The sequence below is a fragment of the Streptomyces blastmyceticus genome (assembly GCF_039521185.1).
GTDB lineage: Bacteria > Actinomycetota > Actinomycetes > Streptomycetales > Streptomycetaceae > Streptomyces > Streptomyces blastmyceticus.
In genome coordinates this window covers 126,614-153,427 of the sequence record NZ_BAAABW010000002.1, presented here as the reverse complement: position 1 = coordinate 153,427, position 26,814 = coordinate 126,614, and the positions used below count along the sequence as shown (strand labels likewise).

Genomic DNA, 26,814 nt, shown 5'->3' with positions numbered 1-26,814 from the left:
CGAAGCCCGGGTATCCCCCGGGTGTCCTGGCGGGGTAGCGTGCGTAGCGCGCCACCGGTGGTCGTTCTTGGCCGCGCACCGAGTCTGGATCCCGCAGAATGGGAGTGACTAGGTGCGCCCGAGGCCGTTCGGGCGCGGACGTCGACGCGGTCCTCCGGTCCGCTCCGTCCGCCGACCCGGCCGTTCGGCTGGCGCACTCGTGAGACGGCGTGGAAGAGAGAATCGATTCTTGTGAGTGCTGCGATGCGAAGCCGTACCCCGGACCGCCTGTGCGCCGAGGCGGTCGAACTCGCCCGTACGGCCGCCGAGGAAGCGGCGCTGCCGGGCATGGTCGGCGACCACGTCGAGGTCGTCGCCGACGGGGACCGCGTCGTCACCCACTACTTCGCCTGCGAGGACCCCGGCTACCGCGGCTGGCGCTGGGCCGTCACCGTCGCCCGCGCCTCCCGCGCCAAGGTCGTCACCCTCGACGAGACCGTCCTGCTGCCCGGCCCCGACGCCCTGCTGGCCCCCGAGTGGGTCCCCTGGAGCGAGCGGCTGCGCCCCGGCGACATGGGCCCCGGCGACCTCCTGCCCACCGAGGCCGACGACCTCCGCCTGGAGCCCGGCTGGACCGGTGAGGACACCCCGCCGCCGAACTCCGCCCTCGCCGAGGAGATGGACCGCCTCGCCGAGGCCGAGGACGCCGACGTCACCGTCGGTTCCCCCGCCGCCCAGGCCGTGCCCCCCGCCCGTGGCTCCATCGCCGCCGTCGCCGAGGAGCTCGGCATGCGGCGCGCGCGCGTCCTCTCCCGCTACGGCCTCTACTCCGCGGCCGACCGCTGGGACGAGACCCACGGCGCGAAGACCCCCATGGCCCAGGCCGCCCCGGCGTCCTGCGTCAGCTGCGGCTTCCTGGTGCGGCTCGGCGGCTCCCTCGGCCAGGCGTTCGGCATCTGCGCGAACGAGTTCGGGCCCGCGGACGGTCATGTCGTGTCGCTCGCGTACGGGTGCGGTGGGCACTCCGAGGCGGCGGTCATGCCGAAGGCTCCGCGGCCTTCGCTTCCGGTGATCGACGAGACGCTGGTGGATCCTTTGCAGCTGCATCCCGCGCGCGAGGGTTCCGTCTCGGCGGATGGTCCGGATGAGGAGCTCGGGCACTCCTAGGCTGCGGCCTGGCGGCTCTTGGTGCGGGTCCGTTGCGCCTGCGGCGGGGCGCCCTGCGGGCGCGGCCTCAAGCGCCGGCCGGGCTGGGTTGTGGGTGGCCGGGGGCGTGGCCTCCGGGGCAGGGGTCCTGGACCGTATATTTACGGCGCGTTGCCCTCTTGGGCATTGAGTGCCCGGGGCCTGCGCCGCAAATACACGTCAGCGTCCAGGACCCCCGCCCCTGCGGCCCCACCCCCTCCCGCCGTCGCTCGCCGACGGTGAGTCAGTGGTACGAGAAAGTCCCGGCTTTCACCTTCGGAGTATCCGGTGGTGCGGGTGGGTGAAACCCGCCGCGGCAGCGGCGGGCGGATGGCGTCGGCGGGGCATGACCAGGCACCCTCATTAATGGGTTAATCCGATACCCGCAACCGCACCCGGCGGAAAGCGCGGAAGACGTAGCGGTACGTTCGGCCATACAACCCCCAAGGTCAGGGAGAACACGTGAGCGGCATCCGATCCGCGCCCCGCGAAGCCGATGGGACGGACCCGTTCGGGACCGCGCGGCTGCGACGCAACGCGCTGGACTCCTGGATCACCGCCCCCGCGCGGTTCCGGGAGGACGCCAACGCCGAGGAGGACCTGGTCCTCGGCGGTTACCGCGACCGCCTCGTCGTGGAGCTCGCCCAGAACGCCGCCGACGCGGCCGCCCGCGCCGGGGTGCGCGGCAGGCTGCGTCTGACCCTGCACCCCGCCACGGCCGGGGCGCCCGCAGTGCTGGCCGCCGCCAACACCGGTGCCCCGCTGGACTCCGCGGGCGTCGCGTCCCTGGCCACGCTGCGGGCCTCCGCGAAGCGGGACGACGCCCGGGAGGCGGTCGGCCGGTTCGGCGTGGGCTTCTCCGCGGTGCTGGCCGTCAGTGACGAGCCCGCCGTCGTCGGCCGCTCCGGCGGCGTCCGCTGGTCCCTCGCGGAGGCGCAGGCCCTCGCCGCCGGGGCCGCCGCGGGCAACCGCGACCTCGCCGAGGAGATCCGCCGCCGCGACGGCCATGTGCCGCTGCTGCGGCTCCCGCTGCCCGCCGAGGGCTCCGCGCCCGACGGCTACGAGACCGTGGTCGTCCTCCCGCTGCGCGACGGTGCCGCCGAGGACCTGACCAGGCGTCTGCTGGCCGGGATCGACGACGCGTTGCTGCTGGCCCTGCCCGGTCTGGCCGAGGTCGTCGTGGAGCTGCCCGGCGAGCCCGTGCGCATCCTGGACCGGCGCGACGAGAGCCCGTACGTCCTCGTCCGCGACACCGCGCGCGGCGCCACGACCCGCTGGCGCGTCGAGCGCGCGGGCGGCCGCCTGGACCCGGCGCTGCTCGCCGACCGGCCGGTGGAGGAGAAGCTGCGCCCCCACTGGTCGCTGGCCTGGGCGGTGCCGGTGGGCCCGGACGGGGCGCCCGCGCGGCCGCAGACCGCGCCCGTGCTGCACGCGCCCACCCCGACCGACGAGCCGCTGGGCCTGCCCGCGCTGCTCATCGCGACGTTCCCCCTCGAACCCACCCGCCGGCACACCGCCCCCGGCCCGCTGACGGACTTCCTCGTCGAGCGCGCCGCCGAGTCCTACACCGCGCTGCTGCGCGACTGGCAGCCCGTGTCCACCGGCACCATCGACCTGGTCCCGTCGCCGCTGGCCAGCAGCGCCGTGGACGCGGAGGTGCGGCGGCAGGTCCTGGAGCAGCTGCCCCGCGTCGCCTTCCTGCCGCGCGCCGTGCGGCCCGCGGACGTGCCGGAGGAGGCGCGGGACGCGTACGCCCAGCCGCTGCGGCCCGTCGAGGCCGAGGTGGTGGAGGGCGCCGGGTCGGAGACCGCCGCCGTGCTCGGCGAGCTGTTCCCGAGCCTGCTGCCCGCCGGGCTCGAGCGCCGCCCAGAACTGCGCGCCCTCGGCGTCACGCGGGTCCCGCTGGGCGAGGTCGTCGACCGCCTCGCGGGCGTCGAGCGCGAACCCTCGTGGTGGCGGCGGCTCTACGACAGCCTCGCCGGCGTCGACCCCGACCGGCTCAGCGGACTGCCCGTGCCCCTCGCCGGAGGGGGGCGTACGGCCATCGGCCCCCGGCAGGTCCTGCTGCCGCCGCCGGGCGGCACGGAGCGGCTGTCCAGGCTCGGCCTCAAGGTCGTCCACCCCGACGCCGCCCACCAGTTGCTGGAGAAGCTCGGCGCCACGCCCGCCTCGCCCCGCGCGATCCTGACGACCCCTCAGGTGCGGGCCGCCGTCGCCGGGTCGCTCGACGCCGACGAGATCTGGGACGAGGGCACCCTCGACAGCGAGGCCCTCGCGGAGACCGTCCTCGCGCTCGTGCGGGACGCGAACCTCGCCCCCGGCGACGAGCCCTGGCTCGCCGCGCTCGCCCTCCCCGACGAGGACGGCGAACTGGCCCCGGCCGGTGAACTCGTCCTGCCCGGCAGCCCGTTCGAGAGCGTCATCCGCCCCGGCGAGCTCGCCACCTGCGACGCCGCGCTGGCCGAGCGCTGGGGCGAGCAGCCGCTGACCGCGGTCGGGGTGATGGCCACCTTCGCGCTCGTGCGCGCCACGGACGTCGTCCTCGACCCGGACGAACTGGAGCCGCGCGACACCGACTTCGCCGAGCCCGACGACGTCGGCCTGCTCGAAGCCGTCGACGTCTGGTGCGAGGACGTCCTCGACCAGTTGCCCGACACTCCCGTGCCGCCCGTCGCCACCGAGATCGTCGCCGTGCGCGACCTCGACCTCGTCGACGACGACGCCTGGCCGCGGGCGCTCGCGATGCTGGCGCAGCCGCCGCTGCGGGACGCGCTGACCGCGCCCGTGCGCGTCCTGCTGCCCGACGGCACGACCGAGTCCGTACGGCCCTACACCGCGTGGTGGCTGCGCGGCCACCCCGTCCTGGACGGCCGCAGGCCCGCCGGGCTGCGCGTCGCGGGCGGCGACCCGCTGCTGCGCGGGCTGTACGAACCGGCCGACGCGGCCGGGCTCGCCGACGACCAGGTGCTGCGGGCGCTCGGCGTGCGCACCTCCGTGGCCGCCCTCCTCGACGAGCCGGGCGGCGCCGCGGAGCTGCTGGCGCGGCTCGCCGACGAGGACCGCCCGGTCGACGCGGCCCAACTCCACGCCGTCTACGGCATCCTGGCCGAGCTCGACCCCGACCAGGTCACCCTGCCGGACGAGCTCCGCGCCGTCGTCGACGGCGAGGTCCGGGTCGTCGACGCCGCGGACGCGCTGGTCGCCGACGCCCCCGACGTGCTCCCGCTCGCGGCCGGCCACCCGCTGCTCCCCGTACGTCCCGCGCACGCCGCGGAGCTGGCCGAACTGCTCCAGGTGCGACGGCTGAGCGAGGTCTTCGCGGTCCGCGTCCCCGACGGCGAGGGCGCGCCGCGCACCGTGCCCGAGGGCGTCCGCGCCCTGCTGCCGGGCGCGCCGGCCACGTACGTCGAGCACGAGGGGCTCGTCGTCGGCGGCGTCGAGCTCGACTGGTGCTACGGCCAGGACGGCGTGCTCCACGCGACGACGCTGGAGGGGGTGGCGGCGGGCCTCGCGTGGGCGTCCGGCGCGTGGTCGCGCCGCTTCGAGGCGGCGGCGTTGCTGGAGGATCTGTCCCGCACGACTGAATTGGCCAGGGCGCGCTGGTTCGACTGACCCCCGGGTGCGCAATTCAGCCCGTCCGGCGTTTGAGGACAGCGCGCGAAGCGTGCTTCGGGGTCTGGGGCGGAGCCCCAGTTCGGGAAGGGGCGGGGTGGGGAACAAACCCCGCCGGAGGCGCCCTACCCCGGAACTATCCTGGTAAAGGCAGAGGCATTTACCAGGAGGCCGTCATGACCAGAAAAGTCGCCGACTGCCGCAGATTCCCCAGCGAAACCAACTGCACGCTCACCATCACCGGCGAAGAGGACGAGGTCCTCGAAGCCGCCACCCAGCACGCCGTCTCCGTGCACAAGCACCAGGAAGGCCCCGAGCTGCGCGAGCGGATCAGGGAGTTCCTGGAGGACGAGAAGGCGAAGGCTTAAGCAACGCCCGGACGTCAGGCGGGGAAGCGGCGTCCCACCAGGCGCCACACCAGCTCCAGAGCCACGGCCGCCATCGCGGAGATCGCGACGGCGGTCCACGGCATGGTCGTACCCACGAGTTTCAGCGCGAAGAAGCGCTGGAGCCAGGGCGTGGCCAGCACGACGAGGAAGCCCAGGCCCATGGCGAGGACGAGGGCGATCCGCCACCACGTGTAGGGGCGGGCGATGATCGCGAGGACCCACATCGAGATCAGGAACAGCGTCAGCGTCGCCACGCTGGTCTCGGCGGCGAGGGTGTCCGTCCCGGTGTAGTAGGCCCGGGAGACGAGGTACGCGGCGAAGGTGGCCAGGCCCGCGATCAGCCCCGCCGGGACGGCGTACCGCATCACCCGGCGCACGAAGTGCGGCTTGGCGCGCTCGGTGTTCGGGGCCAGGGCCAGGAAGAAGGCCGGTACGCCGATGGTGAGTGTCGACAGCAGGGTCAGATGGCGCGGCAGGAAGGGATACGGCACCCGGGAGCAGATGACGAGGATCGCCAGCAGCACGGAGTAGACGGTCTTGGTCAGGAAGAGCGTCGCGACCCGGGTGATGTTGCCGATGACGCGGCGCCCCTCGGCGACGACCGACGGCAGGGTGGCGAAGCTGTTGTTCAGCAGGACGATCTGGGCGACGGCCCGGGTCGCCTCGGAGCCGGAGCCCATGGAGACCCCGATGTCGGCGTCCTTGAGCGCCAGGACGTCGTTGACGCCGTCGCCGGTCATGGCGACGGTGTGGCCGCGGGACTGGAGGGCGGCGACCATGTCGCGCTTCTGCTGCGGGGTGACGCGGCCGAAGACGGCACCGCCCTCCAGGGCCTCGGCCATGGACTCCTTCTCGGCGGGCAGCTTGCGCGCGTCCACGGGGGCCTCCGCGCCGGGCAGGCCGAGCTTGGCGGCGACGGCGCCGACGGAGACGGCGTTGTCACCGGAGATGACCTTGGCGGAGACGTCCTGCCGGGCGAAGTAGCGCAGGGTCTCCCCGGCGTCGGGGCGCAGCCGCTGTTCGAGGACGACGAGGGCGGTGGGCCGTACGTCCTCGACGACGCGCGGGTCGTCGAGCTCGCGCTCCGCACGGGCCAGGAGCAGGACGCGCAGCCCCTGGGCGTTGAGCTGTTCGACTTCGGAGAGGGAGGGGTGGCCGTCCGGCAGCAGCACGTCGGGGGCGCCGAGGAGCCAGTTGCTGCTCTCGGCGTCGGGGCCGTTGAAGGCGGCACCGCTGTACTTGCGGGCGGAGGAGAAGGGCAGCGACTCGGTGCAGCGCCAGCCCGAGCCGTCGGGGTAGGCGTCGATGATGGCCTGGAGGCTGGCGTTGGGCCGGGGGTCGGACTCGCCGAGGGCGCCGAGCACCTGGCGTACGTACGCCTCGTCCGCGTTCTTCAGCAGCACCCGCAGCTCGCTCACGTCCATGCCGCCCTCGGTGAGGGTGCCGGTCTTGTCGAGGCAGACGGTGTCGACGCGGGCGAGGCCCTCGATCGCGGGCAGCTCCTGGACCAGGCACTGCTTCCGGCCCAGCCGGATCACGCCGATCGCGAAGGCGACCGAGGTCAGCAGCACCAGGCCCTCGGGGACCATCGGCACGATGCCGGCGACCATCCGCCGGACCGCTTCCTTCCAGTCGTGGCCCTGCACGACGAGCTGGCTGATGACGAGGCCGACGGCGGTCGGGAGCATCATCCACGTCACGTACTTGAGGATCTGGCTGATGCCCGTGCGCAGTTCGGAGTGGACGAGCGTGAAGCGGGACGCCTCCTCGGCGAGCTGGGCGGCGTACGCCTCGCGGCCGACCTTGGTGGCGGTGTGGGCGCCGCCGCCGGCGACGACGAAGGACCCGGACATCACCTTGTCGCCGGGCTTCTTCAATACTGGGTCCGCCTCGCCGGTGAGCAGCGACTCGTCGATCTCCAGCCCGTCGGCCTCCACGACCTCGCCGTCGACCACGCACTTGTCGCCGGGGCCCAGCTCGATGAGGTCGCCGAGGACGATCTCCCCGGTGGCGATCGCGGTCGGCACGCCGTCGCGGCGGACGGTCGGCTTCGCCTCGCCGATCACCGCGAGGGAGTCGAGGGTCTTCTTCGCGCGCAGTTCCTGGATGATGCCGATCGCGGTGTTGGCGACGATCACAAAGCCGAAGAGGCCGTCCTGGATCGGCCCGACGACCAGGATGATCAGGAAGAGGACGCCGATGATGGCGTTGAAGCGGGTGAAGACGTTCGCCCGGACGATCTCCGCCGTCGAGCGCGAGGAGCGCACGGGAACGTCGTTGACCTCACCTCTCGCCACGCGCTCGGCGACCTCGGCCTTGGTGAGACCGGTGTGCGGTGCCGGGGGGTGGGCGGGATCGCTCATGAGTCCGACGGTACGGGCGGTTCGGCAGATCTACCCGCCGAACCGACCTTTCGGGCTGGGCCGAGCTCCGTTGCCGCCTGCGGCGGGAGCGCCCTGCGGGCGCGTCCTCAAACGCCGGACGGGCTGATTTCGCTGGCTACGGTCCGCGGAAATCAGCCCGTCCGGCGTTTGAGGACAGCGCGCGAAGCGTGCTCCGGGGTCTGGGGCGGAGCCCCAGTTTCGGGAAGGGGCGGGGCTGGGGAACAAGCCCGCCGCAGGCGCAACGGACCTCAGCCCGCTACGCCATCGCTCCGCGCCGCCGCGTGCCTCTTGATCGCCGCGTCCCGTTTCCGGACGTACCAGACGCCGATCAACCCCAGCCCGCCCCCGGCCGCGCACGTCCACACCCACCACAGATGCCCGTGGTCCTCGAACCAGCCATAGAACGGCAGCTGCGCCAGGAAGAGGACGAACCACAAGATCGTGCCACCGGTGATCGTGGCCACCACCGGCCCCTCCAGCGGCTCCGGTGCCTCGTGCGTGGGTGTCCACTTCGTCATGGCGCAAAGCCTAGTCCGTGCGGTGCGACGCGCCCGTGGCGGCCACGGGGAGAGGCCTTGCCCTATAGGGGTCTACGCGCGGAGATAGCAATTCCGCGTTTGTTTATTCATACTGAATCGAACCGGATCTGATGGGATTCTTTCGTTCGATCGTCCAATCAAGATCCTTTCCGTTCCCCCCAGCTGTCCCCACGCCTTTCCCCAGGCCCGTACGACTGAGGTCTCGTATGCCCTCCTCGGCCACCTCCCCGGTCGACGCCCAGCAGTCGCCCCCCACGCCGCCCGGCAATCCGCTCGACCGGTACTTCCGGATCACCGAGCGGGGCTCGTCCATCACGGGTGAGCTGCGCGGCGGACTGGCCACCTTCTTTGCGATGGCGTACATCATCGTGCTGAACCCGATCATCCTCGGGGCCGGTCACGACAAGTTCGGGCACCAGCTCGACAACGGTCAGCTGGTCACGGCGACCGCGCTGATGGCCGGTCTCTCCACCGTCCTGATGGGCGTGATCGGCAATGTGCCGATCGCCTGCGCCGCGGGCCTCGGCATCAACGCCGTCGTCTCGCTCCAGCTCGCGCCCAAGATGAGCTGGCCCGACGCGATGGGCATGGTGGTGCTGGCCGGCCTGGTGCTGATGGTGCTGGTCGCCTCCGGTCTGCGGCAGCGCGTGATGGACGCGATCCCGGGCGGGCTGCGGCGTGCGATCGCCATCGGCATCGGACTGTTCATCTCGCTGATCGGCCTGGTCGACTCCGGCTTCGTCACCCGCAACCCGGACGGCGCGCACACCACGGTGCCGATGGGTCTCGGCGAGGGCGGGCAGCTGCACGGCTGGCCGGTGCTGGTCTTCGCGGTCGGCCTCGCGCTGACGTTCATCCTCGTCGTCCGCAAGACGCGGGGCGCGATCCTCATCGGGATCGTGGTGATGACCTTCGTCGCGATCGTCATCAACTCGCTGGCCACGATCCCGGACGCGAACTGGGGCCTGAGCATCCCGCAGGTGCCGGACAGCGTCGTCGGCACCCCCGACTTCGGCCTCATCGGCAACGTCAGCCTCTTCGGCGGCTTTCACGAGGTGGGCTGGCTGACCGGCTGCCTCTTCGTCTTCACCGTGCTGCTGTCCGGCTTCTTCGACGCGATGGGCACGATCATCGGCGTCGGCGAGGAGGCCGGGCTGACCGACGAGAACGGCCAGCTGCCCAACATGGGCAAGATCCTGATGGTCGACGGCGTCGCCGTCGCCGCGGGCGGCCTCGGTTCGGCCTCCGCCAACACCTGCTTCGTGGAGTCCACGGCGGGCGTCGGCGAGGGTGCCCGCACGGGCCTGGCGAACCTGATGACCGGCGGGCTCTTCCTGCTGGCCCTCGTCTTCACCCCGCTCGCCAGGATCGTCCCCTCGCAGGCGGCGACGCCCGCGCTGCTGGTCGTCGGCTTCCTGATCATGGCGGCGAACGTCAAGGAGATCGACTGGAGCGACTTCACGATCGCGATCCCCGCGTTCCTGACGATCATCTCGATGCCGTTCACGTACTCGATCACCAACGGCATCGGCATCGGCGTCCTCGCCTTCATCCTGCTGCGGATCGCCGACAAGCGGGCGCGGGAGATCCCCTGGCTGCTGAACGTGGTCGGGCTCTGCTTCCTCGTCTACTTCCTGCTCAACCCGATCGAGCAGATGCTGGGCGTGAAGTAGCGACAGCGGCAGTACGCGCGTGAGGGGCGGCCGGGTGCACAGTGCACCCGGCCGCCCCTCATGTCGTGGGGCCATCGCAGGGACGGCCGGAACCGCGCGGGCGGGAGCGCGGCAGGGCGCGCGCGTTCCGCCCCAGGGTTCCCTGCTGCCGGACGCCCCCGTCCCGCCCCGAGCGCCCCTGCCTCCCCGCTTTATTTAGCGCGGGTAATGAGTTAACCTAAGGAACATGTCGGACCCTGACCCCAAAGACAACACCGCCGCAGTGGACTCCCTGCGCTCCGGTGTCATGCGTCTGTCACGTCGGCTCAAGCACCAGAGGGTCGACGAGTCGCTCAGCCCCACCGAGATGTCGGTGCTGGGCACCCTCGCCCGCTGTGGCCACGCCACCCCGGGTGAACTCGCCCGCAAGGAGCACGTGCAGCCCCCGTCGATGACCCGCATCGTCGCCCTGCTCGAGGCCAAGGGCCTGGTCCGGCTGGAGCCGCACCCCGAGGACCGCCGCCAGAAGGTGGTCACCCAGACCGAGCGGGCCGAGGCCATGCTCGAGGAGAGCCGGCGCAAGCGCAACGTCTGGCTCAGCGAACTGGTCGGGAAGCTCGACGAGGACGAGTGGGCGACGCTGCGCGCCGCCGCACCCGTGCTGGAGAAGCTCGCGCACCTGTAACACCCACACAAGTGAGGAGGCGAACCCACTTTGAGTACGGGACCCGGAGCAGACTCCGCACCCGCACCGAACACCCCCGACGACATACGCACCACCGCCCTGACCAAACCCAAGGGCGGCACGTTCAGCTCACTGAGGATCCGTAACTACCGGCTCTTCGCCACCGGCCAGGTGGTCTCCAACACGGGCACCTGGATGCAGCGCATCGCCCAGGACTGGCTGGTCCTCAGCCTCACCGGCTCCTCCACGGCCGTCGGCATCACCACGGCCCTGCAGTTCCTGCCCATGCTGCTCCTCGGGCTCTACGGCGGCGTCATCGCCGACCGGTGCCCCAAGCGGCGGCTGCTCCTCATCACCCAGAGCGCGATGGGCGTCACCGGCCTCGCGCTCGCCGCCCTCACCCTCTCCGGCCATGTGCAGGTCTGGCACGTCTATCTGACCGCCCTCGCCGGTGGCCTCGTCACCGTCCTGGACAACCCCGCCCGGCAGGCGTTCGTCGTCGAGATGGTCGGACCGGACGACCTCCGCAACGCCGTCAGCCTGAACTCCGCCAACTTCCAGTCCGCCCGCCTCATCGGCCCCGCCGTCGCCGGTGTGCTCATCACCGCCGTGGGCAGCGGCTGGGCGTTCCTGCTCAACGGCCTGTCCTTCATCGCCCCCGTCGCCGGTCTGCTGCTCATGCGCACGGCCGAGCTCCACAAGGTCGACCGCGCGCCGCGCGGCAAGGGCCAACTGCGCGAGGGCCTGCGCTATGTCGCCGGGCGCCCCGACCTGATCTGGCCGATCGTGCTCGTCGGCTTCATCGGCACCTTCGGCTTCAACTTCCCGATCTGGCTGACGGCGTACGTCAACGACGTCTTCCACGCCGGGGCCGGTACCTACGGCCTGCTCAACACCCTGATGGCGGGCGGCTCCCTGGTCGGCGCCCTGCTCGCCGCCCGCCGCGGCACCTCACGGCTGCGCCTGCTCGTCGGCGCCGCCCTGCTCTTCGGCCTGCTGGAGATCACGGCCGCGCTGGCACCCGAGTTCTGGCTCTTCGCGCTGCTGCTGGTGCCGATCGGGATGTTCGGACTGACCATCAACGTCACCGCCAATTCGAGCATCCAGCTCGCCACGGACCCCGCGATGCGGGGCCGGGTGATGAGCCTGTTCATGATGGTCTTCATGGGCGGCACCCCGCTGGGCGCCCCCCTGGTCGGCTGGGTCACCGACGCGTACGGCGCCCGCGTCGGCTTCTGCGCGGGCGGCGCGGTCTCCGCGCTGGCCGCGGTCGGCGTCGGCGTCGTCCTGGCCCGCCTGGGCGGACTCCGCCTGAAGATCGATCTGCGCCGCGGCCGTCCGCACGTCGCGTTCGTCCCCAAGGAGGCGGCGCGCGTGCTGACGACCGCCGCCTGAGGCCGCCGTCACGGCCGACCTCACGCGCCGGACGGGCTTCGCGAAGCCCGTCCGGCGCCGGGGGAGCACACTGGGCCCATGCGACTTTTCGCCGCCGTGAACCCCCCGTCGGAGATCGTCGCGGAACTCGCGGCCGCCGTCGCCCCGCTGCACTCGCTGCCCGGCGCGGAACACCTGCGGTGGACCGAGCCCCGCACCTGGCACTTCACCCTCGCCTTCCTCGGCGAGGTCGACGAGGCGCTGCTCCCCGAACTCACCGAGCGGCTCGCGCGCGCCGCGCACCGGCACCCGCCGCACGAGCTGAGGTTCGCCGGCGGCGGGCGGTTCGGCGACCGGATCCTGTGGGTCGGCGCCGACGGCGAACGCACCGTCCTGCGCGACCTCGCCCGCTCCACCGCCGCGGGCGCCCGCCGCGCCGGGGTCGCGGTGGACAGCACGCACGACTTCCGCGCCCACCTCACCCTCGCCCGCGCCACGGGCCCGGTGCACCTGCGGCCGTACGCGGAGGGCCTCGCGGACTTCGCCGGTACGCCCTGGACGGTCGCCCGCCTCGAACTCGTCCGCAGCGTCCTCCCCGCGTCCGGCATCCGCGGCGAGCGACCGCGCTACGAGACGGTGGCGGGGTGGGGGCTGGGGCACTGAGCGGTTACGCGTGGCGGTTACGCTCAAGGGGTGGACCCGAAGACCAGGAACCGGATCATGACCGGTGTGCTTGCCGTGATGCTTGTTGTTGTTGCCGTGGTGGCTGCGGTGCGGTGAGTTGTGCCCCTTGTGGGTGCGGGTCCGTTGCCGCCTGCGGCGGGCTTGTTCCCCACCCCGCCCCTTCCCGAACTGGGGCTCCGCCCCAGACCCCGAAGCACGCTCCGCGCGCTGTCCTCAAACGCCGGACGGGCTGGATTTTCCAGCCCGTCCGGCGTTTGAGGACGCGCCCGCAGGGCGCCCCCGCCGCAGGCGGCAACGAACCCGCAGCCGGGGGCCTGGGGCACGCGCCCCAGTTTCGGGAAGGGGCGGGTAGGGGAAAAACTCCCGCCGCCTACCAGGCGAACGCCTCCGGCGACGGGCCCGGGCCCGGGAAGATCGCGTCGAGTTCGCCGAGCAGCTCCTCGGAAAGCTGAAGCTCCACCGCCCGCAGCGCGGATGAGAGCTGCTCATCCGTCCGCGGCCCGACGATGGGGCCCGTCACCCCGGGCCGGGTGAGGAGCCAGGCCAGAGCGACTTCACCCGGCGCAAGACCGTGCTTGTCGAGCAGATCCTCGTAGGCCTGGATCCGCTCGCGGACCTGCGTGTTGGCGAGCGCGTCCGCCGACCGCCCGGACGCCGTGCGGGCGCCGCCGCCCTCGCGCTGCTTGCGGAGGGCGCCGCCCAGGAGGCCGCCGCCCAGCGGCGACCAGGGGATGACACCGAGCCCGTACGCCTGCGCGGCCGGGACGACCTCCATCTCGGCGCGCCGCTCGGCGAGGTTGTAGTGGCACTGCTCGCTGACGAGGCCGAGCCCGTTGCGGCGCCGGGCCGCCTCGTTCGCCTGGGCGATGTGCCAGCCGGCGTGGTTGGACGAGCCCACGTAGAGGATCTTGCCCTGCTGGACCAGGACGTCCATGGCCTGCCAGATCTCGTCCCACGGCGTGCCGCGGTCGACGTGGTGGAACTGGTAGAGGTCGATGTGGTCCGTCTGCAGCCGCTTGAGGCTGGCGTCGACGGCGCGGCGGATGTTGAGGGCGGACAGGTGGTCCCGGTTGGGCCAGACGGGACCGTCGGGGCCCATGTGGCCGAAGACCTTGGTGGCGAGGACGACCTTGTCGCGCCGCTCGCCGCCCTTGGCGAACCAGGTGCCGATGATCTCCTCGGTGCGGCCCTTGTTCTCGCCCCAGCCGTAGACGTTGGCGGTGTCGAAGAAGTTGATGCCCGCGTCGAGCGCGGCGTCCATGATGGCGTGGCTGTCGGCCTCGTCCGTCTGGGGCCCGAAATTCATCGTCCCCAGAACGATCCTGCTGACCTTGAGCCCCGTGCGTCCGAGCTGCGTGTACTCCATGGCCACCAGCCAACGCCTTCGAGTGCGCTCCGATCAAGAGCCACACGCCTGACGGGGCGTCGGAGTCGCGGTGCCGTACGCCGCTACGGGCGGCCCTCGTACGGCCCGCCCACATCCCACGCCTGGTGCATCGCGTCGGCGAACGCGGCGGCGATCCGGTGCTCGCCGGACGCGTTGGGGTGCGTGCCGTCGTACGTGTCGCCGTCGATGTCCCAGCCCTGCGGGTGGGAGGCGAGGAGCAGCGGCGAGCCGGGGGCGTCGAGGTCGGCGACCGCCTTGCCGAGCAGCTCGTTGAACCGCTCGACCTCGGAGGCGAAGTCGGGGTCGGCCAGCGCGCGGACGTTGGGGATGACGGGCATCAGCACGGCCCGTACGCGCGGGTTCGCCTCGCGGGCCGCGGCCAGGAAGCGGCGGACGTTGGCGGCGGTCTGCTCGGCGTCGGTGTAGAAGCCGAGGTCGATGAGGCCGAGCGAGACCAGCAGCGTGTCGGCCCGCCCGGCCCGTACGGCGTCCCCGACCAGCGGCGCCATGTGCTGCCAGCCCTCGCCCCAGCCGGCGAGGTGCGCGCGGGCGCGGACGGGGAAGTCCGGGTCGCCGTAGTCGAGGGAGACCGGCGCGTCGGCGGCCGGTTCGTACAGCTCCTCGCGCGGCCCGACGATCTTGTACGGGCCGCCGTAGGAGGCGTTGAGGTGCTGCCACATGCGGTAGCGCCAGGTGAAGTCACCGGCGCTACCGATCGTCATGGAGTCGCCGACGAACATGATCCGCATGCCTCCATCATCCCGCACGGCCGGGACCGGTCGGACGCGTTCGCCGCGAAGACCGTGAGTTTCACCTGCTGCTCCCCTCGTCGCTCTCTATGACGGACCGCACCGGGCCGATGTGACCGCACGACGCGCACCGCCGCGCGGGCGACTCCCTCTCCGGTCCCTCTCCGGAGCGAATCGGCACGGCCATTCCGCCGGGCCGCCGCGGTTCGGCGGCGGCCCGCACGCGCGCGGCCCGAAGACTCGTACCGCTGACCATCCACTGATCATCCGCGCGGTACGAGGGAAGGAACGCGACCCATGTTCAAGGACACCGAGGCATTCAGCAGCTTCGCGGTGGACGACACCGAGCGCGCCAAGGAGTTCTACGGCGGGACGCTCGGCCTGGAGGTGTCCGAGCGGTCCATGGAGGGCCACCGGCTGCTGACGCTCCGGCTCGCGGGCGGCGGGGTGGTCATGATCTACCCCAAGGGCGACCACACCCCGGCGTCGTTCACCGTCCTCAACTTCCCTGTGGACGACATCGACCGGGCTGTGGACGAACTCGGCCGCCGCGGCGTGACCTTCGAGCGCTACCCCGGATTCCACCAGGACGACAAGGGCATCGCCCGCAACGGTGGCCCGCAGATCGCCTGGTTCACCGACCCCGCGGGCAACGTCCTGTCCGTGCTCCAGGGCGGCGCCTGATGTCCTCGGTCGGCCCGCCCGCCCAGTGGCGCGGCGGCCCGCCGTCCGCCCCCGCCCCGCGGGCCATGTGGTGGCGCTGCCTCCTCGGCGGACTGGCGCTGTGGGTGCTCGCCCTCGTCGTCACCTACGCGACGCAGAACACGAACCTGCTGCCCACCCTCATCCTGCTGGGCAGCTTCCTCGTCCCCTTCTGCTTCGCGCTGTGGGCCTACGAGAAGGAGCGCGGCCTCGGGCTGGACGTGCTGCTCGGCTGCTTCGTCGTCGGCGGCGTGCTCGGGGTGCTCGGCGCGTCCGTCCTGGAGTACTACCTGCTGCACCCCTCCCTCTGGCTCTTCCTCGGCGTGGGCCTGATCGAGGAGGCGGTCAAGGCGGCCGCCCTGATGTTCGTACTGCGCCGCCACCGCGAGATCCACGGCCTGCGCGCGGGCCTGGTGCTCGGCGCGGCGGTCGGCTTCGGCTTCGCCGCCTTCGAGAGCGCGGGCTACGCCTTCAACGCGCTCTTCACCCTGCACGGGATGTCGCTGCGCGGCCTGGTCGAGACGGAGATCCTGCGCGGTCTGCTGGCACCTTTCGGCCACGGGCTGTGGACGGCCATCCTCGGCGGCGCCCTGCTGGCCGACCGCGAGGCCGGCCGCTTCCGCCTCACCGGCCGCGTCGTCGGCACGTACGTGGGCGTGTCCGTGCTGCACGCGCTCTGGGACTCGGTCAGCGGCATCGCCGTCTGGCTGGTGTACGTCCTGACGGCGAGCCCACAGCAGCACGCCTTGTTCGACCGCGGCTACATCCCGCGCCCCACGGGTGAACAGAAGCATCTCTACACGCTGTTGTCCGACGGAGGCCTGATCGTGGTGGCCCTGCTGGGGGTGGCGTGGCTGCTGTCGGTGGCGCGTCGGGGGCGCCGGTAACGGTGAGCGGGCGCGCGGCGATGACGCGCGCCCAATTCGCAACCCTGTGCGCCCTATTGACAAGTCTGTCCTAAACCCTGCGGCCGGAGAGACACTCCGAGCACTGGGGAGCCACACGCAAGTCGTCGCACATCAGGCTCCGCAGGCAGGAAAGGAACAGGCAATGCGCACCGTACGCCCCCGCCTCGCCGCCCTCGCGGTCCTGGCCCTCGCCGCCGCGAGCCTGGCCACCGCGTCACCGGCCTCCGCCGTGGACAGCCTCACCGTCAGCCTGGACAAGGTCACCGTCGCCGACCACCGCCCCATCGCCTTCACGGACACACTCAGCCACACGATCTCCGGCGCCAGCGAGACCCTGCTCGGAACGCTCACGGTCGGGGGAGTGGACGAGGGTGACGGAGTCGCCCACGAAACCGGCAACGGCGGAACCGAGTCGATCGACATCCCCGTCGCCCTGAACATCGGCACCATCAACAACGGGGACCACGCCCTGGCCACGATCACCGACACGCAGGTCAACGGCGGCGTGGACGTCGTGGCGCGCACGTTCCCGTTCACCTGCCACCTCGACTCGTCGGGTACGGGGTCCTGTAACTGAGGACGCCCGGGTCATGGGGGACGCGGTCACAGCAGCGCGGCGAACCGCTCGTTGCTCGGGCGGGCGCCGCGTACCCCTACCCTCGCCGACCACTGCCGGCACGTCGCCTCCACGAACACCGCGACCGCGCGCGGGTCCGCGGCCCGCCAGCAGGGGAAGGCTCCGGCCCAGGCGAGGGCGTCGCCGGGAGCGTGGCCGCTCTCCATCAGCCGTACCGCTGTGTACGCGACGTCGACCCACGCGGGGCCGGACGCGGGCATCGCCCAGTCGATCAGCCACGCCCGCTCCGGGCCGACCAGGAGGTTGTGCGGGTTGGTGTCGGTGTGCAGCAGGGTCTCCCCGGCCAGCAGGGCCCGGTCTTCATCGCCGAGATCGGGCCAACGATCGGCCAGCGGCGGGAGGTTCGCGGGCGCGCGCAGTGCTTGCGCCTTGCGCAGGACGTCCGCGACGAGCGGCAGATCACCGGACCCGGGCGCCAGGTCGGCGTGCTGCCCGTCCACCCACGCGAACCCGACCACGTCCCAGCCGCCTTTTATCACCTGCCACAGAAACCGCGGCCCGACCGAGCCGGGGACGGCACCGCTCACGGCCACTTCCTGCGCTTGAGCCGCTTGCCCCCGCTTGTCGTCGACGGGCACGCCTTTGACGAAGACGGACCCGGAACGGGTGCGCAGCGCGGCGGCGAACCGGCAGGTGATCCCGTGGGGGATGTCCTGGACGGCCCGCACGGCGCCGCTCCGCTGCTCGATCGCGGCGCGTAGGGCTTCGGGAAGGGTGGCCCAGTCGATTCGCATCCGTGTCACAGCCTTCCTTGACGGAACGGGGCCGCGGCGACGGCGTGTCGGGTGCGTCCGCCGGACAACAGGGCTATCTCGCCTGCCCGTTCCCGCCCGTGCCGGGCGGAAGGGTCATGCCGGGGCGGAGAACGAGAAGTGCGGACTGCGGCTGGCCTTCGTAGAAGTCCTCGATCGACTTGATCTCTTCCGGCAGACACCCGAAGAGAATCTTGATCTCGGCATTCCTCTTGAACGGGTCGAGGGTCGCGACCACGCCGACCACATGGGGATCCCCGGTGCCACGCCAGACGTCGATGCCTTCGCCGTCGCCGCCCTGGGTGCCGTCGAGGTACCCGTAATCGACGGGGTAGACGTACTGGGGGAAGCGTGGGTGCGAGGTTGCCTTCGGCCGGTCGATCCTCAGTTCTGCCTCCTGGGTGAAGGCGTCGAGCTTCCGCCAGAACTCGACGCCGCGGGCGGCTGCCCATGAGGTCCCGGGCATCACACCGTCATCCTTGTCGCTCCGCGCCATGGCGCTGCATCGTACGCGTGCCGCACGCACGTCTTCACCACTCGCACATCACCGTAGGAGTGAAGCCGGTCCCCGGGGCCGGGCAGCTTCGTCTTGCGGAACCGGGAGAAGTCCGTTGCCCCATCGGCGTTCTGGATGGTGCTGATCATGTCTCTGGGGTGGGTGCCGACCTTCCGGGGGGTTTTCTTCAGGTACTCGATCTGCAGGATGATGCAGTAGCTGCAGCCGAGGCAGGTGTCGATGTTTTCCGACCACTCCATCCAGCTGGACGTGCACTCGTACGGGCGGTCACCGCTGGGGACGGTCAGCAGGTTGTAGTTGCTGATGATCGACCCGGCCCTGATCTCCGACATGGTCAGGATGCGCAGGAAGTTCAGGTCGCCGGTCGAAGCCTCACCGAGAACGACACTGCCTTCTTCGTCGAGGGTGTGGGTGTATCCGAGTTCCGGCAGGGCATCCAGGTTCCTCGGAGTGCCCATGTCGTGGTTCCAGCACTCCAGGCCGTAGAGGTAGGCGCCGAGGCAGCTGGATTTGTGGAAGGCCCGTACGTCCGCGGCCCGACACATGTCGAACAGCATCTGCTCGACGTCGTTGTCCATGCGTTTGCGCTTCTTCGCGTCATGGATGCCGCCGAGGACCATGATCCGGCTTCCTTCGGCGGCCACACGGACGAGGCGGGCAAGGTTGTCGGGGTGGTCGTTGCGGCCGGCGATGATCGGCCGGGTGAGGATCACGACGTCGCCGAAGATGGCGCCCATGGTGTCGATCATGCGGCGCCGGTGGTCGAAGTCGTAGCCACCTTCACCGAGGCCTGTCAGAGAGTAGAACGGGATCACCATCGGGTTGGCGGCGATGTCACGCAGGTAGGGCAACACTGCGGGGTTCAGGGGTGCTTTGGTGAACAGCGCGATGGGCGCTGTCTGGTCCATCAGTTGCTGGACCTTGTCCAGCGTGCCGGGGACCTGCTCGATGATGAACGGATCGCCGTAGCAGTCGTTGACCGCGACCGGGATGCCGCGCGGCCAGTCGGAGGTGTAGGTCATGGTCGTGCTTCCTCCAGGCTGTGTTGCGGGAAGAGCGCGATGGGTGTCTCTAGTCGTCCGACCACTGAATGGTGCGCTGTGCGGCCACGGCGTCCGCGGCGAGGAGGTTGAGCCGCTCCACTCGGTCGGCGGGCCGGACGGTGCAGGCTCTCCAGGCGTGGCCGTTGGGGTGCTGGATGCTGACCATTCCGTTGCCGTCCACGGCCGTTACTCTTCCGGAGCCTCCGGAGACGGTGTCGACGACGAACGTTCCGACGACCGGCGCTTCTTGGGGTGCGGGCGGCTGATGGCGCGGCTTGAGGTCGATGCCGTGTGCGGTCACCCATAGGTAGGTCTCGTCCGTGGCGCTTTGTGGCGGGCTTGAGCGGTACGCGCTCGGTGGGCCGGGGGTGGACACTGAAGGCGCTACGGGGGTGGCGTCACCGGCGCGTTGATCCCGTCCGGGCGTGCCGGGTACGAAGGGTGCCCGTACCCGTGCGAACCACCGGGAGATGAAACCAAGCATGTCGACGCTCCTTCCGCGGACCGGGCGTTGCTCGCCCATGGCTCAAGGTTTTCGCGGTGGGCCAGGATGGCCCAGGGACGGAACGTCCTAGTTTTGCCTCGCTAATCGGCGATGCTCAGGAAGTCGGCCAGCTTGCGCAGCCCCGGGGTCCCAGGGGACTCGGCTCGGAGATCCTGGACGATCGCCACGGCCAAGGTGTGGTGGCGCATCCAGGCGGGGGCCAGGCGATGGAGCTTCGTCAAGGAGTCGGCGGCGCCCTGTGCGTTACCGGTGTCCGCGTACGCACGGGCCACGTCCAGGAGCAGCCACGTGCGCCAGGAGAGCGGAGTGTCCGTGCTCAGCCGCATGCCGCTCGCGAGCCGCAGGGCCTCCTCGGGGTGGGCGTGCTGGACGGCCAGGCGTACGCGTTCGATCCGTACGGATGACTTGCTGAAGACGCTCACCAGCCTGCCGTCGGCCGGCGGAGGCAGGGCGGACAGCCGATGGGTGGCGCGTTCGGCTGTGCGCATCATGTCGTTCGCGGTGTCGTAGTCACCGGAGCGGGCCGCGCTGGTGGCGGCGGACATGAGCAGTCCGCCCCAGACGCGTACGCCTTCCGCGCGGTGGAGGTGACCGCGCTCCACGCCGTCGGCCGCGTGGACCGCGAGGTTCCCCGCGTCGTCCAACCGGTTCTGGCGTTGGTACGCCCACGCCACCGAGCCGCAGATCATCGGGGCGAGCAGCGGGTCGTCCGAGGCGTCGGCAGCGGTGAGGGCGCGTTCGAGGCTCGACAGGGCCAGGTCCGTCTTGCCCAGCCTGACGGTCAGATGGCCGCCCAGCTGAAGAGCCTTGGCCAAGGCGCCTTGCCCAGTGGCACGTTGCTCGATATTGCCCACGACAGAGGTGAGGCGAGCGTCGGCGATGATACCCGGGAGCATATCCATCACCCGGGCGAAGTCCGCCGCGTGGTACAGCGTCCACGCCGCCGCGATCTCGGCCCGGAGCAGGGGAAGCGACAGGGTCTCCACTCCGCTCGGTTCGACGGGCGGTGCGAACAGCGGCGGCATGATGGCGCGCCGTACGGCGACCAGCGCGGGCGGCTCGGCCTCCCCGGTGGAGGGCACGGCGGGTGGATCGCCCAACAGTGCGGTGACCTCGACTCCCAGCCCCTTGGCGAGGGCGTGGAGGGTGGGCAGCCGGGCGGAGCTCTTGCGCTTCTGCTCCAGCTTGCGCACTACGTCCACCGAGATACCGGACCGCCCGGCCAGACCCTCCTGGGTGAGACCGGCCGTTCGGCGAAGCCGGTACACACGATCGCCCAAGTGCTCGCTGCTCATGCCTTCGACGCTACGCCGCATCGGAGCGAAGTGGACGCGTAAGCACGGACCTTCATCCTGCTGTTCGGTCGACGGGGGCATCAGTCCCGTGATGCGTTGTCCGGCCACAGAACGCGCACAGGCACGCCGGTGCGGATGGCGTGGGCGACTACGTCGGCGGTGCCTCCGTAGCCGCGTGCGGGCCGGCCGTCCCATACCGCGAGCACTTCGTCGACCAGTGCAATGAGCAGTTCGCTGCCTGCCATATGCGCCTGTGAGTCGGACTCCTCTATGCCCGTACGGTGGACGTCCGAAGCGCGGCGGAGCAGCTCGTCGTAGGTCTCGTGGTGCCAGTCGGGCAGGCCGTTCCGGTACCCCTCCGCGGGGACGACGACCTCGATCCGGCCGCCGTGATCGAGCACGGCCTGTGCGAACCAGGCGTCCGGCCCGTCCGCGATGCAGCTGACGCCTACGAGGTCTTCGGGTGTACGGGCGCTCACCGCCTCGACGAGTTGCTGCCGCACAAGCCGTTCGACGTCGTCGGGCAGGCCCCGGTGCCCGGTGATACCGATCCTCATGCGTCCCTCTCGCTCACAGGCACGTTCGGTCACACGCCCGGAGCGTAGTCGCAGACCGGTATCGCATGCCCCCGGGCGGAGACGGTGGCGGCGCCCCGGCATGCGGGTGGGGGGAGACGGTGCCAACGTGGAGAGTGGCAGGGTGTGCGGCCGGTGGTTAAGGAGCCCACTCATGAGCGGTGCGAAGTTGTGGACGGTGGAGATCACCATCGAGGAGCACGACCACACGGTCACGGCCGAGGCCCGGCTCACGGGCAAGAAGCCGGGGCAACTGGTCGGTGAGGGGACGGCCCGCTGCCATCCGGCGGACGAGAACGTTCCGGAGATCGGGGACGAGCTGGCGGTGGCGCGGGCCCTGTCGGGGCTGACGCACCAGCTCGTCCACAGCGCCGTGGAGGACATCGAGGCGCACACCCAGGAGCACGTCACGGGGCTGGACTCCTAGAGCCTCCTAGAGCGTGTCTTGACTTGTGATCAGCGGGCTCGGAGGAGGCCGCCCTTCTTCTTCGAGCAGTGGACGAAGTGCTCGTTCACTGTCCGCTTCTGTGGACGCAGGGTGATCCGCCATGCGTTCACGGAGGCCGTCTTCGGTCCCGTCGACGCGATCGTGGACAACGCCGGGACGATGCTGCTCGGCGAGGTCGCCGCCCAACCGGCGGGCGAATGGGACCAGATGGTGGATGTGAACGTGCGCGGCCTGCTCAACGGCATCGCCGCGGTACTGCCCGGCATGGTCGACCGTGGCACCGGCACGGTGATCAATGTCGGGTCGGTGGCAGGTCTCAAGAGCTACCCGAACCACACCGTCTACAGCGGCACCAAAGCCGCGGTGCACGCGATCTCCGAGAGCCTGCGCGAGGAGGTCGCCGCGCACGGAGTGCGGGTGGTGACCATCGCCCCGGGTGCGGTCCGCACGGACCTGCTGTCGCACACCACCGACGAGGCAGCCAAGGCCGATTACCAGGCATTCAAGGACGCGGTGGAACTGCCGACGGCCGACGAGGTCGCGGAGGCGGTCCGCTGGGTCTACGAGCAGCCGCAGCGGATCACCGTCCGCGAACTGGTACTGGCCGCGACCGGACAGGCGGCGTGACAGGCCGGGGGTGCCCCTGTCTCTTTCGTCAGTGCCGGGTCGCAGTGGTCGGCCGGTAGCCGTACTTCGTGGACCATGGCGTGGAGCCGAGAGAAAGCCGGCGGTGTCGCTGTCTGCAGGAGGTACGCGGCGCCGGGAAAACCACTTGATCCACTGGCTTACGGTTCCCGCATGACGACTACGCTCCGACTGGCAAAGGTCACCGCCGCCAACTTCGACGCCGCGATCGGCCTGAAGGTCCGCCCCGACCAGGAGCACCTGGTCGCGCCGGTCGTGAAGTCCCTCGCCGAGGCATACGTATGCCCCGACATGGCTTGGCCCCGCCTCATTCTCGACGGCGACCGGCTCGTCGGCTTCCTCATGGCCTTCCTCGACATCGACTTCGCGGGCGACGGCAGCGGCGCCGACATCCGCTCGGGCCTGTGGCGGCTCAACATCGCGGCCGGCGAACAGGGCCGCGGCTATGGCCGCTTCGCGGTCGAGTCCGTGGCCGCTGAAATCCGCCGCCGCGGCGGCACCCGCCTGACCACCACCTGGCATCCGGGCGAGGACGGTCCCGAAGGTTTTTACCTGGGGCTCGGATTCCAGCCGACGGGGGAGATGAGCGGGAATCAGAAGGTCGGGGAGCTGGAGCTGGGCCAGGCAGATCCGCCGGACGTTGCGGTCGATGCAGTTGATCTGTCAAGCGGCAGCGCCTGTTCATCACAAGTCGAGACAACCGCTAGGGCTGCGTACGCCCTGACCATCCGCTCCAGCGTGTCACCTCGACGGCCACGACCGGGCCCTCCGGTGGGTGGTCCGCGTACTGGGGGTACTTCTCGCGCAGCAGGGTGACCGGGACGTGGCGTTGCGCGGGGTCCGTCCAGATCTCGGCGCGGCCGTCGGCCCGTGCCCACCACAGGGTGGTCCAGTCGGCCGCGTAGTGGTCGACGAGGACGGAGACCTGGGGGTTCTGCCGGATGTTGCGCAGGCGGCTGAGGCTCTGCGTCGTCTTCGGCTTGTGGTCGACGGCGAAGTACAGCAGGTTCTCGCCCAGGGCGAAGGCGATGGGCACCACGTGCGGCCGCCCCGTCACGTCGGCCGTGGCGAGCCGGGCGACCGGTGACTCCTCGAAGCGGCGGCGGGCCTCTGCGGAAGCGAGCTGCATGGGGCGAATGTATCCCCGAGCACCGCTGTGTCCCGCCGACCGGTCGGCGGGACACAGCGAAAAGGGAGAATCTCAGGGAGCGATCAGCTGTCGGTCCAGCCGTAGTTCACCACGTAGCCGTGGCCGCCGCAGTCGCCTCTGAAGATCCAGTAGCCCGTGCCGACCCACGCGCCGTACAGCCAGGTGCCGTCGGAGCACTGGGTCCAGGACTGGGTGCTGCCGTAGTCGACGCGGCAGTTGGCGGTCCAGACGGTGCCCGTGTTGCGGAAGCTGTCGCAGGACGAGACGTGGGCGGGCGCGGCGGAGGCGGCGGTCGCGCCTCCCACCAGCCCGCCGGCGGCGAGGAGCGAGGATACGGCGGCGTACGTCAAGCGGCGTTTCATGAGCTTCATTGCTTCCCCTCCCAAGGATCGCTGCACTGGTCGGACGTGAACCTATAGGCGGCGGGCCCTGGTCGAAGCGTTGAAATTCGCCAACATGTTCCCCCGGGAAATGGATCAGGCCCGGATCCTGGGGATCCGGGCCCGGTCAAAGGAGTTGGCTATGGTCGGCTGTCGGGATCTTCTTCCTCCAGCCGGTCCAGTTCGCGCAGGAGTGCCGCGACGGCCTCCGCCTTTTCGGATTCCGAGAGCTTCCGGTCCGAGCGCGCAATTTCGATCTTGTTTTTGAGAAAGGCGCGTTCCGCTTTCCGGTCCCTTGACGCACGTGCGGATTCGCGGGCGAATTCTTCACGCACGTCCGCGATCGGTGCCGGCTCCTCCGCTTCCCGGTCGTCGCCCGGTCGGTGGTCGCTCGGCGGGCCGGGAGGCCGGGACATCGCGGCCCGCTCAGCTCTCTACGGCGAAGGCGTAGTTCGGGTCGAGGAAGACCGCGCGGAACCCGGCGTTGTCGGTGCGGATGTAGCTGTCGTCGCTGCTCAGGAGCTGCCAGGAGCCCCAATTGCCGCCGCTGTCCCGGGTGATCAGCATCGTGCGGAGGGCGCCGAAGCGGTTGGTGTGGCTGTACGACGGCTGGAAGGTCTCGACGATCGGACCCCAGGAGCCGGTCCACCCTCCGGTCTGATCCGCGAGCGTGGCGGCGTAGTCGTACTGATAGATCAGGTCGTACCGCTGGGCGGCCTGATTCCACAGCAACGCCTGATTGCGCCAGAGGCCGGGGGAGAGCTGCCAGGTGCTGTTCCACACGCCGATGGTCTGGTAGTTCTGGCCGTGGGCGGACCTGGTCATCAGATAGCCGCCCAGGGACGACCATGGAATGTCGATCTGCCAGTGGTCGTCGCGCGCCCAGTCGAAGACCTTGAAACGCGGAGCGTCCTGGGCGTAATAGGAGACGAATGCCTCAAGGCCCTTGCCCGCCCTGTTCATGGCGGTGAGATAGAGCCACGTATTGACGTTGCCGCCGGGCGCGGTCGGGCAGATCACTTCCCAATAGAGGGAAGTGCCCTGGGCGAAACCGGTCTTGAACGGGGCGTTGTAGAAAACGCCGTAGCCGACGCCGCCGGGCGTCGGGGCGTCCTCGCGGTCGCGCAGCCCGAGCGCCGGCTCGCCGAGCCGCTCGGCCAACTCGGCGAGCGCGGCCTGCCGTTCGGCGGGGTGCAGCGTGGGGTGCGTACGGGCGATGTGCACCTTGCTCGCCAGGAAGGCCTGCTCGGCACGTTCGTCGGGCCGGTGGCCGACGGCGGGGCGGAAGGTCTCGCGCTCGTCCGAGTGCGGGGCGGACGGCTCCTGGCCGGTGTTGGGTGTGGGGACGGGAGAGTCGGGTGAGTTGGTCATCGACGCGCCTCCTCTTGTGTGCGAATGCTTGCGACGCGCCCGCGGCTATACAAGAGGAATGGTGGAGATTCACCCGAATGAGGCGCTCCGTCCCTGAATGGGGATTTCCCTGAACAAGGACGGAGCGCCCGAGAGCACCCAACGGTCAGAGGCGCTCGATCACATAGTCGATGCACACCGTCAGCGCCTCGACGTCCGACGGCTCGATCGCCGGGAACATCGCCACGCGCAGCTGGTTGCGGCCCAGCTTCCGGTACGGCTCGGTGTCCACGATGCCGTTGGCACGCAGCGTCTTCGCGACCGCCGCCGCGTCCACGTCGTCGGAGAAGTCGATCGTGCCGATGACCTGCGAGCGCTTGGCCGGGTCGGAGACGAAGGGGGACGCGTGCGCGGACTTCTCCGCCCAGGTGTAGAGCCGGGAGGAGGAGTCGGCGGTCCGCGCGACCGACCAGTCCAGGCCGCCCTGCCCGTTGAGCCACTCCAGCTGCTCGTTGAGCAGGAAGAGGGTGGAGAGGGCGGGGGTGTTGTACGTCTGGTTCTTCAGGGAGTTGTCGATCGCCGTCGGCAGCGAGAAGAACTCCGGGATGTGCCGCCCGGACGCGTGGACGCGCGCCGCGCGCTCCAGGGCCGCCGGGGAGAACACGGCCAGCCACAGCCCGCCGTCGGACGCGAACGACTTCTGCGGGGCGAAGTAGTAGACGTCGCTCTCGGCGATGTCCACGGGCAGCCCGCCCGCGCCGGACGTGGCGTCCACCAGGACGAGCGCGCCCGCGTCCGCACCCTCGACGCGCCGGACGGGTGCGGCGACACCGGTGGAGGTCTCGTTGTGGGTGAAGGCGTAGACGTCGACACCCGCCTCGGCGTACGGCTCCGGGTGCGTACCGGGCTCCGAGGCGACGACCGTGGGCTCCTGCAGCCACGGCGCGAGCTTTGCCGCCTTCGCGAACTTCGAGGAGAACTCGCCGAAGGACAGGTGCTGCGACTTGGACTCGATCAGCCCGTGCGTCGCGATGTCCCAGAAGGCGGTGGACCCGCCGTTGCCGAGGATCACCTCATAGCCCTCGGGCAGCGAGAAGAGGTCACGGACACCGTCGCGCACCTTGCCGACCAGGTTCTTGACCGGGGCCTGGCGGTGGGACGTGCCGAGCAGAGAGGTTCCGGTGGCAGCCAGGGCGCCGAGCGCCTCCGTACGCACCTTGGACGGGCCCGCGCCGAAGCGACCATCGGCGGGCTTGATGTCAGCGGGGATCTGGATATCAGCCACGCG

27 protein-coding genes and 1 pseudogene are annotated in these 26,814 nt (G+C 70.8%); 13 read left to right on the top strand and 15 right to left on the bottom strand.

Features of this window, described 5'->3' with window-relative positions; translation table 11 throughout:
- The first annotated feature begins 243 nt into the window (after window positions 1-243).
- The 3 genes from ABD269_RS02780 (at window position 244) to ABD269_RS02770 (ending at window position 5,144) form a co-directional block, all read left to right on the top strand.
- Complete coding sequence (locus ABD269_RS02780) at window positions 244-1,146, top strand: DUF3027 domain-containing protein (protein WP_301893099.1); 903 nt, start codon at window positions 244-246, stop codon at window positions 1,144-1,146.
- Window positions 1,147-1,626: 480 nt separating this feature from the next.
- Window positions 1,627-4,776 (top strand): sacsin N-terminal ATP-binding-like domain-containing protein, encoded by a 3,150-nt coding sequence (locus ABD269_RS02775; protein WP_344115655.1) that lies wholly within the window; start codon window positions 1,627-1,629, stop codon window positions 4,774-4,776.
- 176 nt (window positions 4,777-4,952) lie between these two features.
- Window positions 4,953-5,144, top strand: a complete 192-nt coding sequence (locus tag ABD269_RS02770; protein ID WP_301893096.1) for a DUF1059 domain-containing protein — start codon at window positions 4,953-4,955, stop codon at window positions 5,142-5,144.
- Window positions 5,145-5,158: 14 nt separating this feature from the next.
- Here the strand turns inward: ABD269_RS02770 and ABD269_RS02765 are convergent, their stop codons facing one another.
- Both ABD269_RS02765 and ABD269_RS02760 read right to left on the bottom strand, forming a co-directional pair.
- Window positions 5,159-7,528, bottom strand: a complete 2,370-nt coding sequence (locus ABD269_RS02765) for a cation-translocating P-type ATPase (RefSeq protein WP_344115652.1) — start codon at window positions 7,526-7,528, stop codon at window positions 5,159-5,161.
- A gap of 269 nt (window positions 7,529-7,797) precedes the next feature.
- Window positions 7,798-8,067, bottom strand: coding sequence for a DUF2530 domain-containing protein (locus ABD269_RS02760; protein WP_344115650.1), 270 nt, complete (start codon window positions 8,065-8,067; stop codon window positions 7,798-7,800).
- Window positions 8,068-8,294: 227 nt separating this feature from the next.
- On the opposite strand from ABD269_RS02760, the gene ABD269_RS02755 reads away from it, so the two are divergent.
- From ABD269_RS02755 to thpR, 4 genes are all read left to right on the top strand, one after another.
- A complete protein-coding gene (locus ABD269_RS02755; protein ID WP_344115648.1) occupies window positions 8,295-9,761 on the top strand; it encodes an NCS2 family permease in 1,467 nt (488 codons plus the stop codon).
- Between the two features lie 226 nt (window positions 9,762-9,987).
- A complete protein-coding gene (locus ABD269_RS02750) occupies window positions 9,988-10,425 on the top strand; it encodes a MarR family winged helix-turn-helix transcriptional regulator (RefSeq protein ID WP_116213406.1) in 438 nt (145 codons plus the stop codon).
- Between the two features lie 30 nt (window positions 10,426-10,455).
- Window positions 10,456-11,820, top strand: coding sequence for an MFS transporter (locus ABD269_RS02745; protein WP_344115645.1), 1,365 nt, complete (start codon window positions 10,456-10,458; stop codon window positions 11,818-11,820).
- A 78-nt stretch (window positions 11,821-11,898) separates the two neighbouring features.
- Window positions 11,899-12,462 (top strand): RNA 2',3'-cyclic phosphodiesterase, encoded by a 564-nt coding sequence (gene thpR / locus ABD269_RS02740; protein ID WP_301893087.1) that lies wholly within the window; start codon window positions 11,899-11,901, stop codon window positions 12,460-12,462.
- A 391-nt stretch (window positions 12,463-12,853) separates the two neighbouring features.
- Here thpR and ABD269_RS02735 read toward each other — a convergent pair whose 3' ends face one another.
- Window positions 12,854-13,849, bottom strand: a complete 996-nt coding sequence (locus ABD269_RS02735; protein WP_344115641.1) for an aldo/keto reductase — start codon at window positions 13,847-13,849, stop codon at window positions 12,854-12,856.
- Between the two features lie 83 nt (window positions 13,850-13,932).
- The gene (locus ABD269_RS02730) at window positions 13,933-14,619 is read right to left on the bottom strand and encodes a GDSL-type esterase/lipase family protein (RefSeq protein ID WP_344115638.1); all 687 of its coding nucleotides are present in this window, start codon (window positions 14,617-14,619) and stop codon (window positions 13,933-13,935) included.
- 297 nt (window positions 14,620-14,916) lie between these two features.
- Here ABD269_RS02730 and ABD269_RS02725 point away from each other — a divergent pair, with 297 nt between their 5' ends.
- From ABD269_RS02725 to ABD269_RS02715, 3 genes are all read left to right on the top strand, one after another.
- A complete protein-coding gene (locus ABD269_RS02725) occupies window positions 14,917-15,303 on the top strand; it encodes a VOC family protein (RefSeq protein ID WP_344115636.1) in 387 nt (128 codons plus the stop codon).
- Window positions 15,303-16,208, top strand: a complete 906-nt coding sequence (locus ABD269_RS02720) for a PrsW family intramembrane metalloprotease (RefSeq protein WP_344115634.1) — start codon at window positions 15,303-15,305, stop codon at window positions 16,206-16,208. The genes ABD269_RS02725 and ABD269_RS02720 overlap by 1 nt, the downstream gene beginning before the upstream one ends.
- Before the next feature lie 163 nt (window positions 16,209-16,371).
- Window positions 16,372-16,806 carry a hypothetical protein gene (locus tag ABD269_RS02715; protein ID WP_344115632.1) on the top strand — a complete coding sequence of 145 codons (435 nt, stop codon included), beginning with the start codon at window positions 16,372-16,374 and terminating at the stop codon, window positions 16,804-16,806.
- A 26-nt stretch (window positions 16,807-16,832) separates the two neighbouring features.
- Here ABD269_RS02715 and ABD269_RS02710 read toward each other — a convergent pair whose 3' ends face one another.
- From ABD269_RS02710 to ABD269_RS02685, 6 genes are all read right to left on the bottom strand, one after another.
- Window positions 16,833-17,600, bottom strand: coding sequence for a phosphotransferase (locus tag ABD269_RS02710; protein WP_344116027.1), 768 nt, complete (start codon window positions 17,598-17,600; stop codon window positions 16,833-16,835).
- A gap of 73 nt (window positions 17,601-17,673) precedes the next feature.
- Window positions 17,674-18,084: an inorganic pyrophosphatase gene (locus ABD269_RS02705; RefSeq protein WP_344115629.1), complete on the bottom strand. Its 411-nt coding sequence runs from the start codon at window positions 18,082-18,084 to the stop codon at window positions 17,674-17,676.
- Window positions 18,084-19,157 (bottom strand): hypothetical protein, encoded by a 1,074-nt coding sequence (locus tag ABD269_RS02700; protein WP_344115626.1) that lies wholly within the window; start codon window positions 19,155-19,157, stop codon window positions 18,084-18,086. Before ABD269_RS02700 ends, ABD269_RS02705 begins: the two co-directional genes overlap by 1 nt.
- Before the next feature lie 49 nt (window positions 19,158-19,206).
- Entirely contained in the window at window positions 19,207-19,359 is a 153-nt protein-coding gene (locus tag ABD269_RS02695; protein ID WP_344115624.1) for a hypothetical protein, read from the bottom strand.
- A gap of 404 nt (window positions 19,360-19,763) precedes the next feature.
- Window positions 19,764-20,978, bottom strand: coding sequence for a helix-turn-helix domain-containing protein (locus ABD269_RS02690; protein WP_344115621.1), 1,215 nt, complete (start codon window positions 20,976-20,978; stop codon window positions 19,764-19,766).
- An 80-nt stretch (window positions 20,979-21,058) separates the two neighbouring features.
- Window positions 21,059-21,535 (bottom strand): hypothetical protein, encoded by a 477-nt coding sequence (locus ABD269_RS02685; protein WP_344115619.1) that lies wholly within the window; start codon window positions 21,533-21,535, stop codon window positions 21,059-21,061.
- 172 nt (window positions 21,536-21,707) lie between these two features.
- Here ABD269_RS02685 and ABD269_RS02680 point away from each other — a divergent pair, with 172 nt between their 5' ends.
- The 3 genes and pseudogenes from ABD269_RS02680 to ABD269_RS02670 form a co-directional block, all read left to right on the top strand.
- A complete protein-coding gene (locus tag ABD269_RS02680) occupies window positions 21,708-21,980 on the top strand; it encodes a DUF1876 domain-containing protein (RefSeq protein WP_116213416.1) in 273 nt (90 codons plus the stop codon).
- Window positions 21,981-22,091: 111 nt separating this feature from the next.
- Window positions 22,092-22,628, top strand: a complete 537-nt coding sequence (locus tag ABD269_RS02675; protein WP_344115616.1) for an SDR family oxidoreductase — start codon at window positions 22,092-22,094, stop codon at window positions 22,626-22,628.
- A 171-nt stretch (window positions 22,629-22,799) separates the two neighbouring features.
- A pseudogene (locus tag ABD269_RS02670) lies at window positions 22,800-23,264 on the top strand (GNAT family N-acetyltransferase); the annotation flags it as partial.
- Between the two features lie 85 nt (window positions 23,265-23,349).
- Here the strand turns inward: ABD269_RS02670 and ABD269_RS02665 are convergent.
- From ABD269_RS02665 to serC, 5 genes are all read right to left on the bottom strand, one after another.
- Window positions 23,350-23,775 (bottom strand): TIGR03668 family PPOX class F420-dependent oxidoreductase, encoded by a 426-nt coding sequence (locus ABD269_RS02665; RefSeq protein WP_344115614.1) that lies wholly within the window; start codon window positions 23,773-23,775, stop codon window positions 23,350-23,352.
- Window positions 23,776-23,858: 83 nt separating this feature from the next.
- The gene (locus ABD269_RS02660) at window positions 23,859-24,167 is read right to left on the bottom strand and encodes a hypothetical protein (RefSeq protein WP_301893059.1); all 309 of its coding nucleotides are present in this window, start codon (window positions 24,165-24,167) and stop codon (window positions 23,859-23,861) included.
- A gap of 149 nt (window positions 24,168-24,316) precedes the next feature.
- On the bottom strand, window positions 24,317-24,511 hold the full coding sequence (locus ABD269_RS02655) for a hypothetical protein (protein ID WP_344115611.1): 195 nt from the start codon (window positions 24,509-24,511) through the stop codon (window positions 24,317-24,319).
- Between the two features lie 91 nt (window positions 24,512-24,602).
- Window positions 24,603-25,547 (bottom strand): hypothetical protein, encoded by a 945-nt coding sequence (locus ABD269_RS02650; protein WP_344115610.1) that lies wholly within the window; start codon window positions 25,545-25,547, stop codon window positions 24,603-24,605.
- Window positions 25,548-25,692: 145 nt separating this feature from the next.
- On the bottom strand, window positions 25,693-26,811 hold the full coding sequence (gene serC, locus ABD269_RS02645) for a phosphoserine transaminase (RefSeq protein WP_344115608.1): 1,119 nt from the start codon (window positions 26,809-26,811) through the stop codon (window positions 25,693-25,695).
- Between the last annotated feature and the right edge of the window lie 3 nt (window positions 26,812-26,814).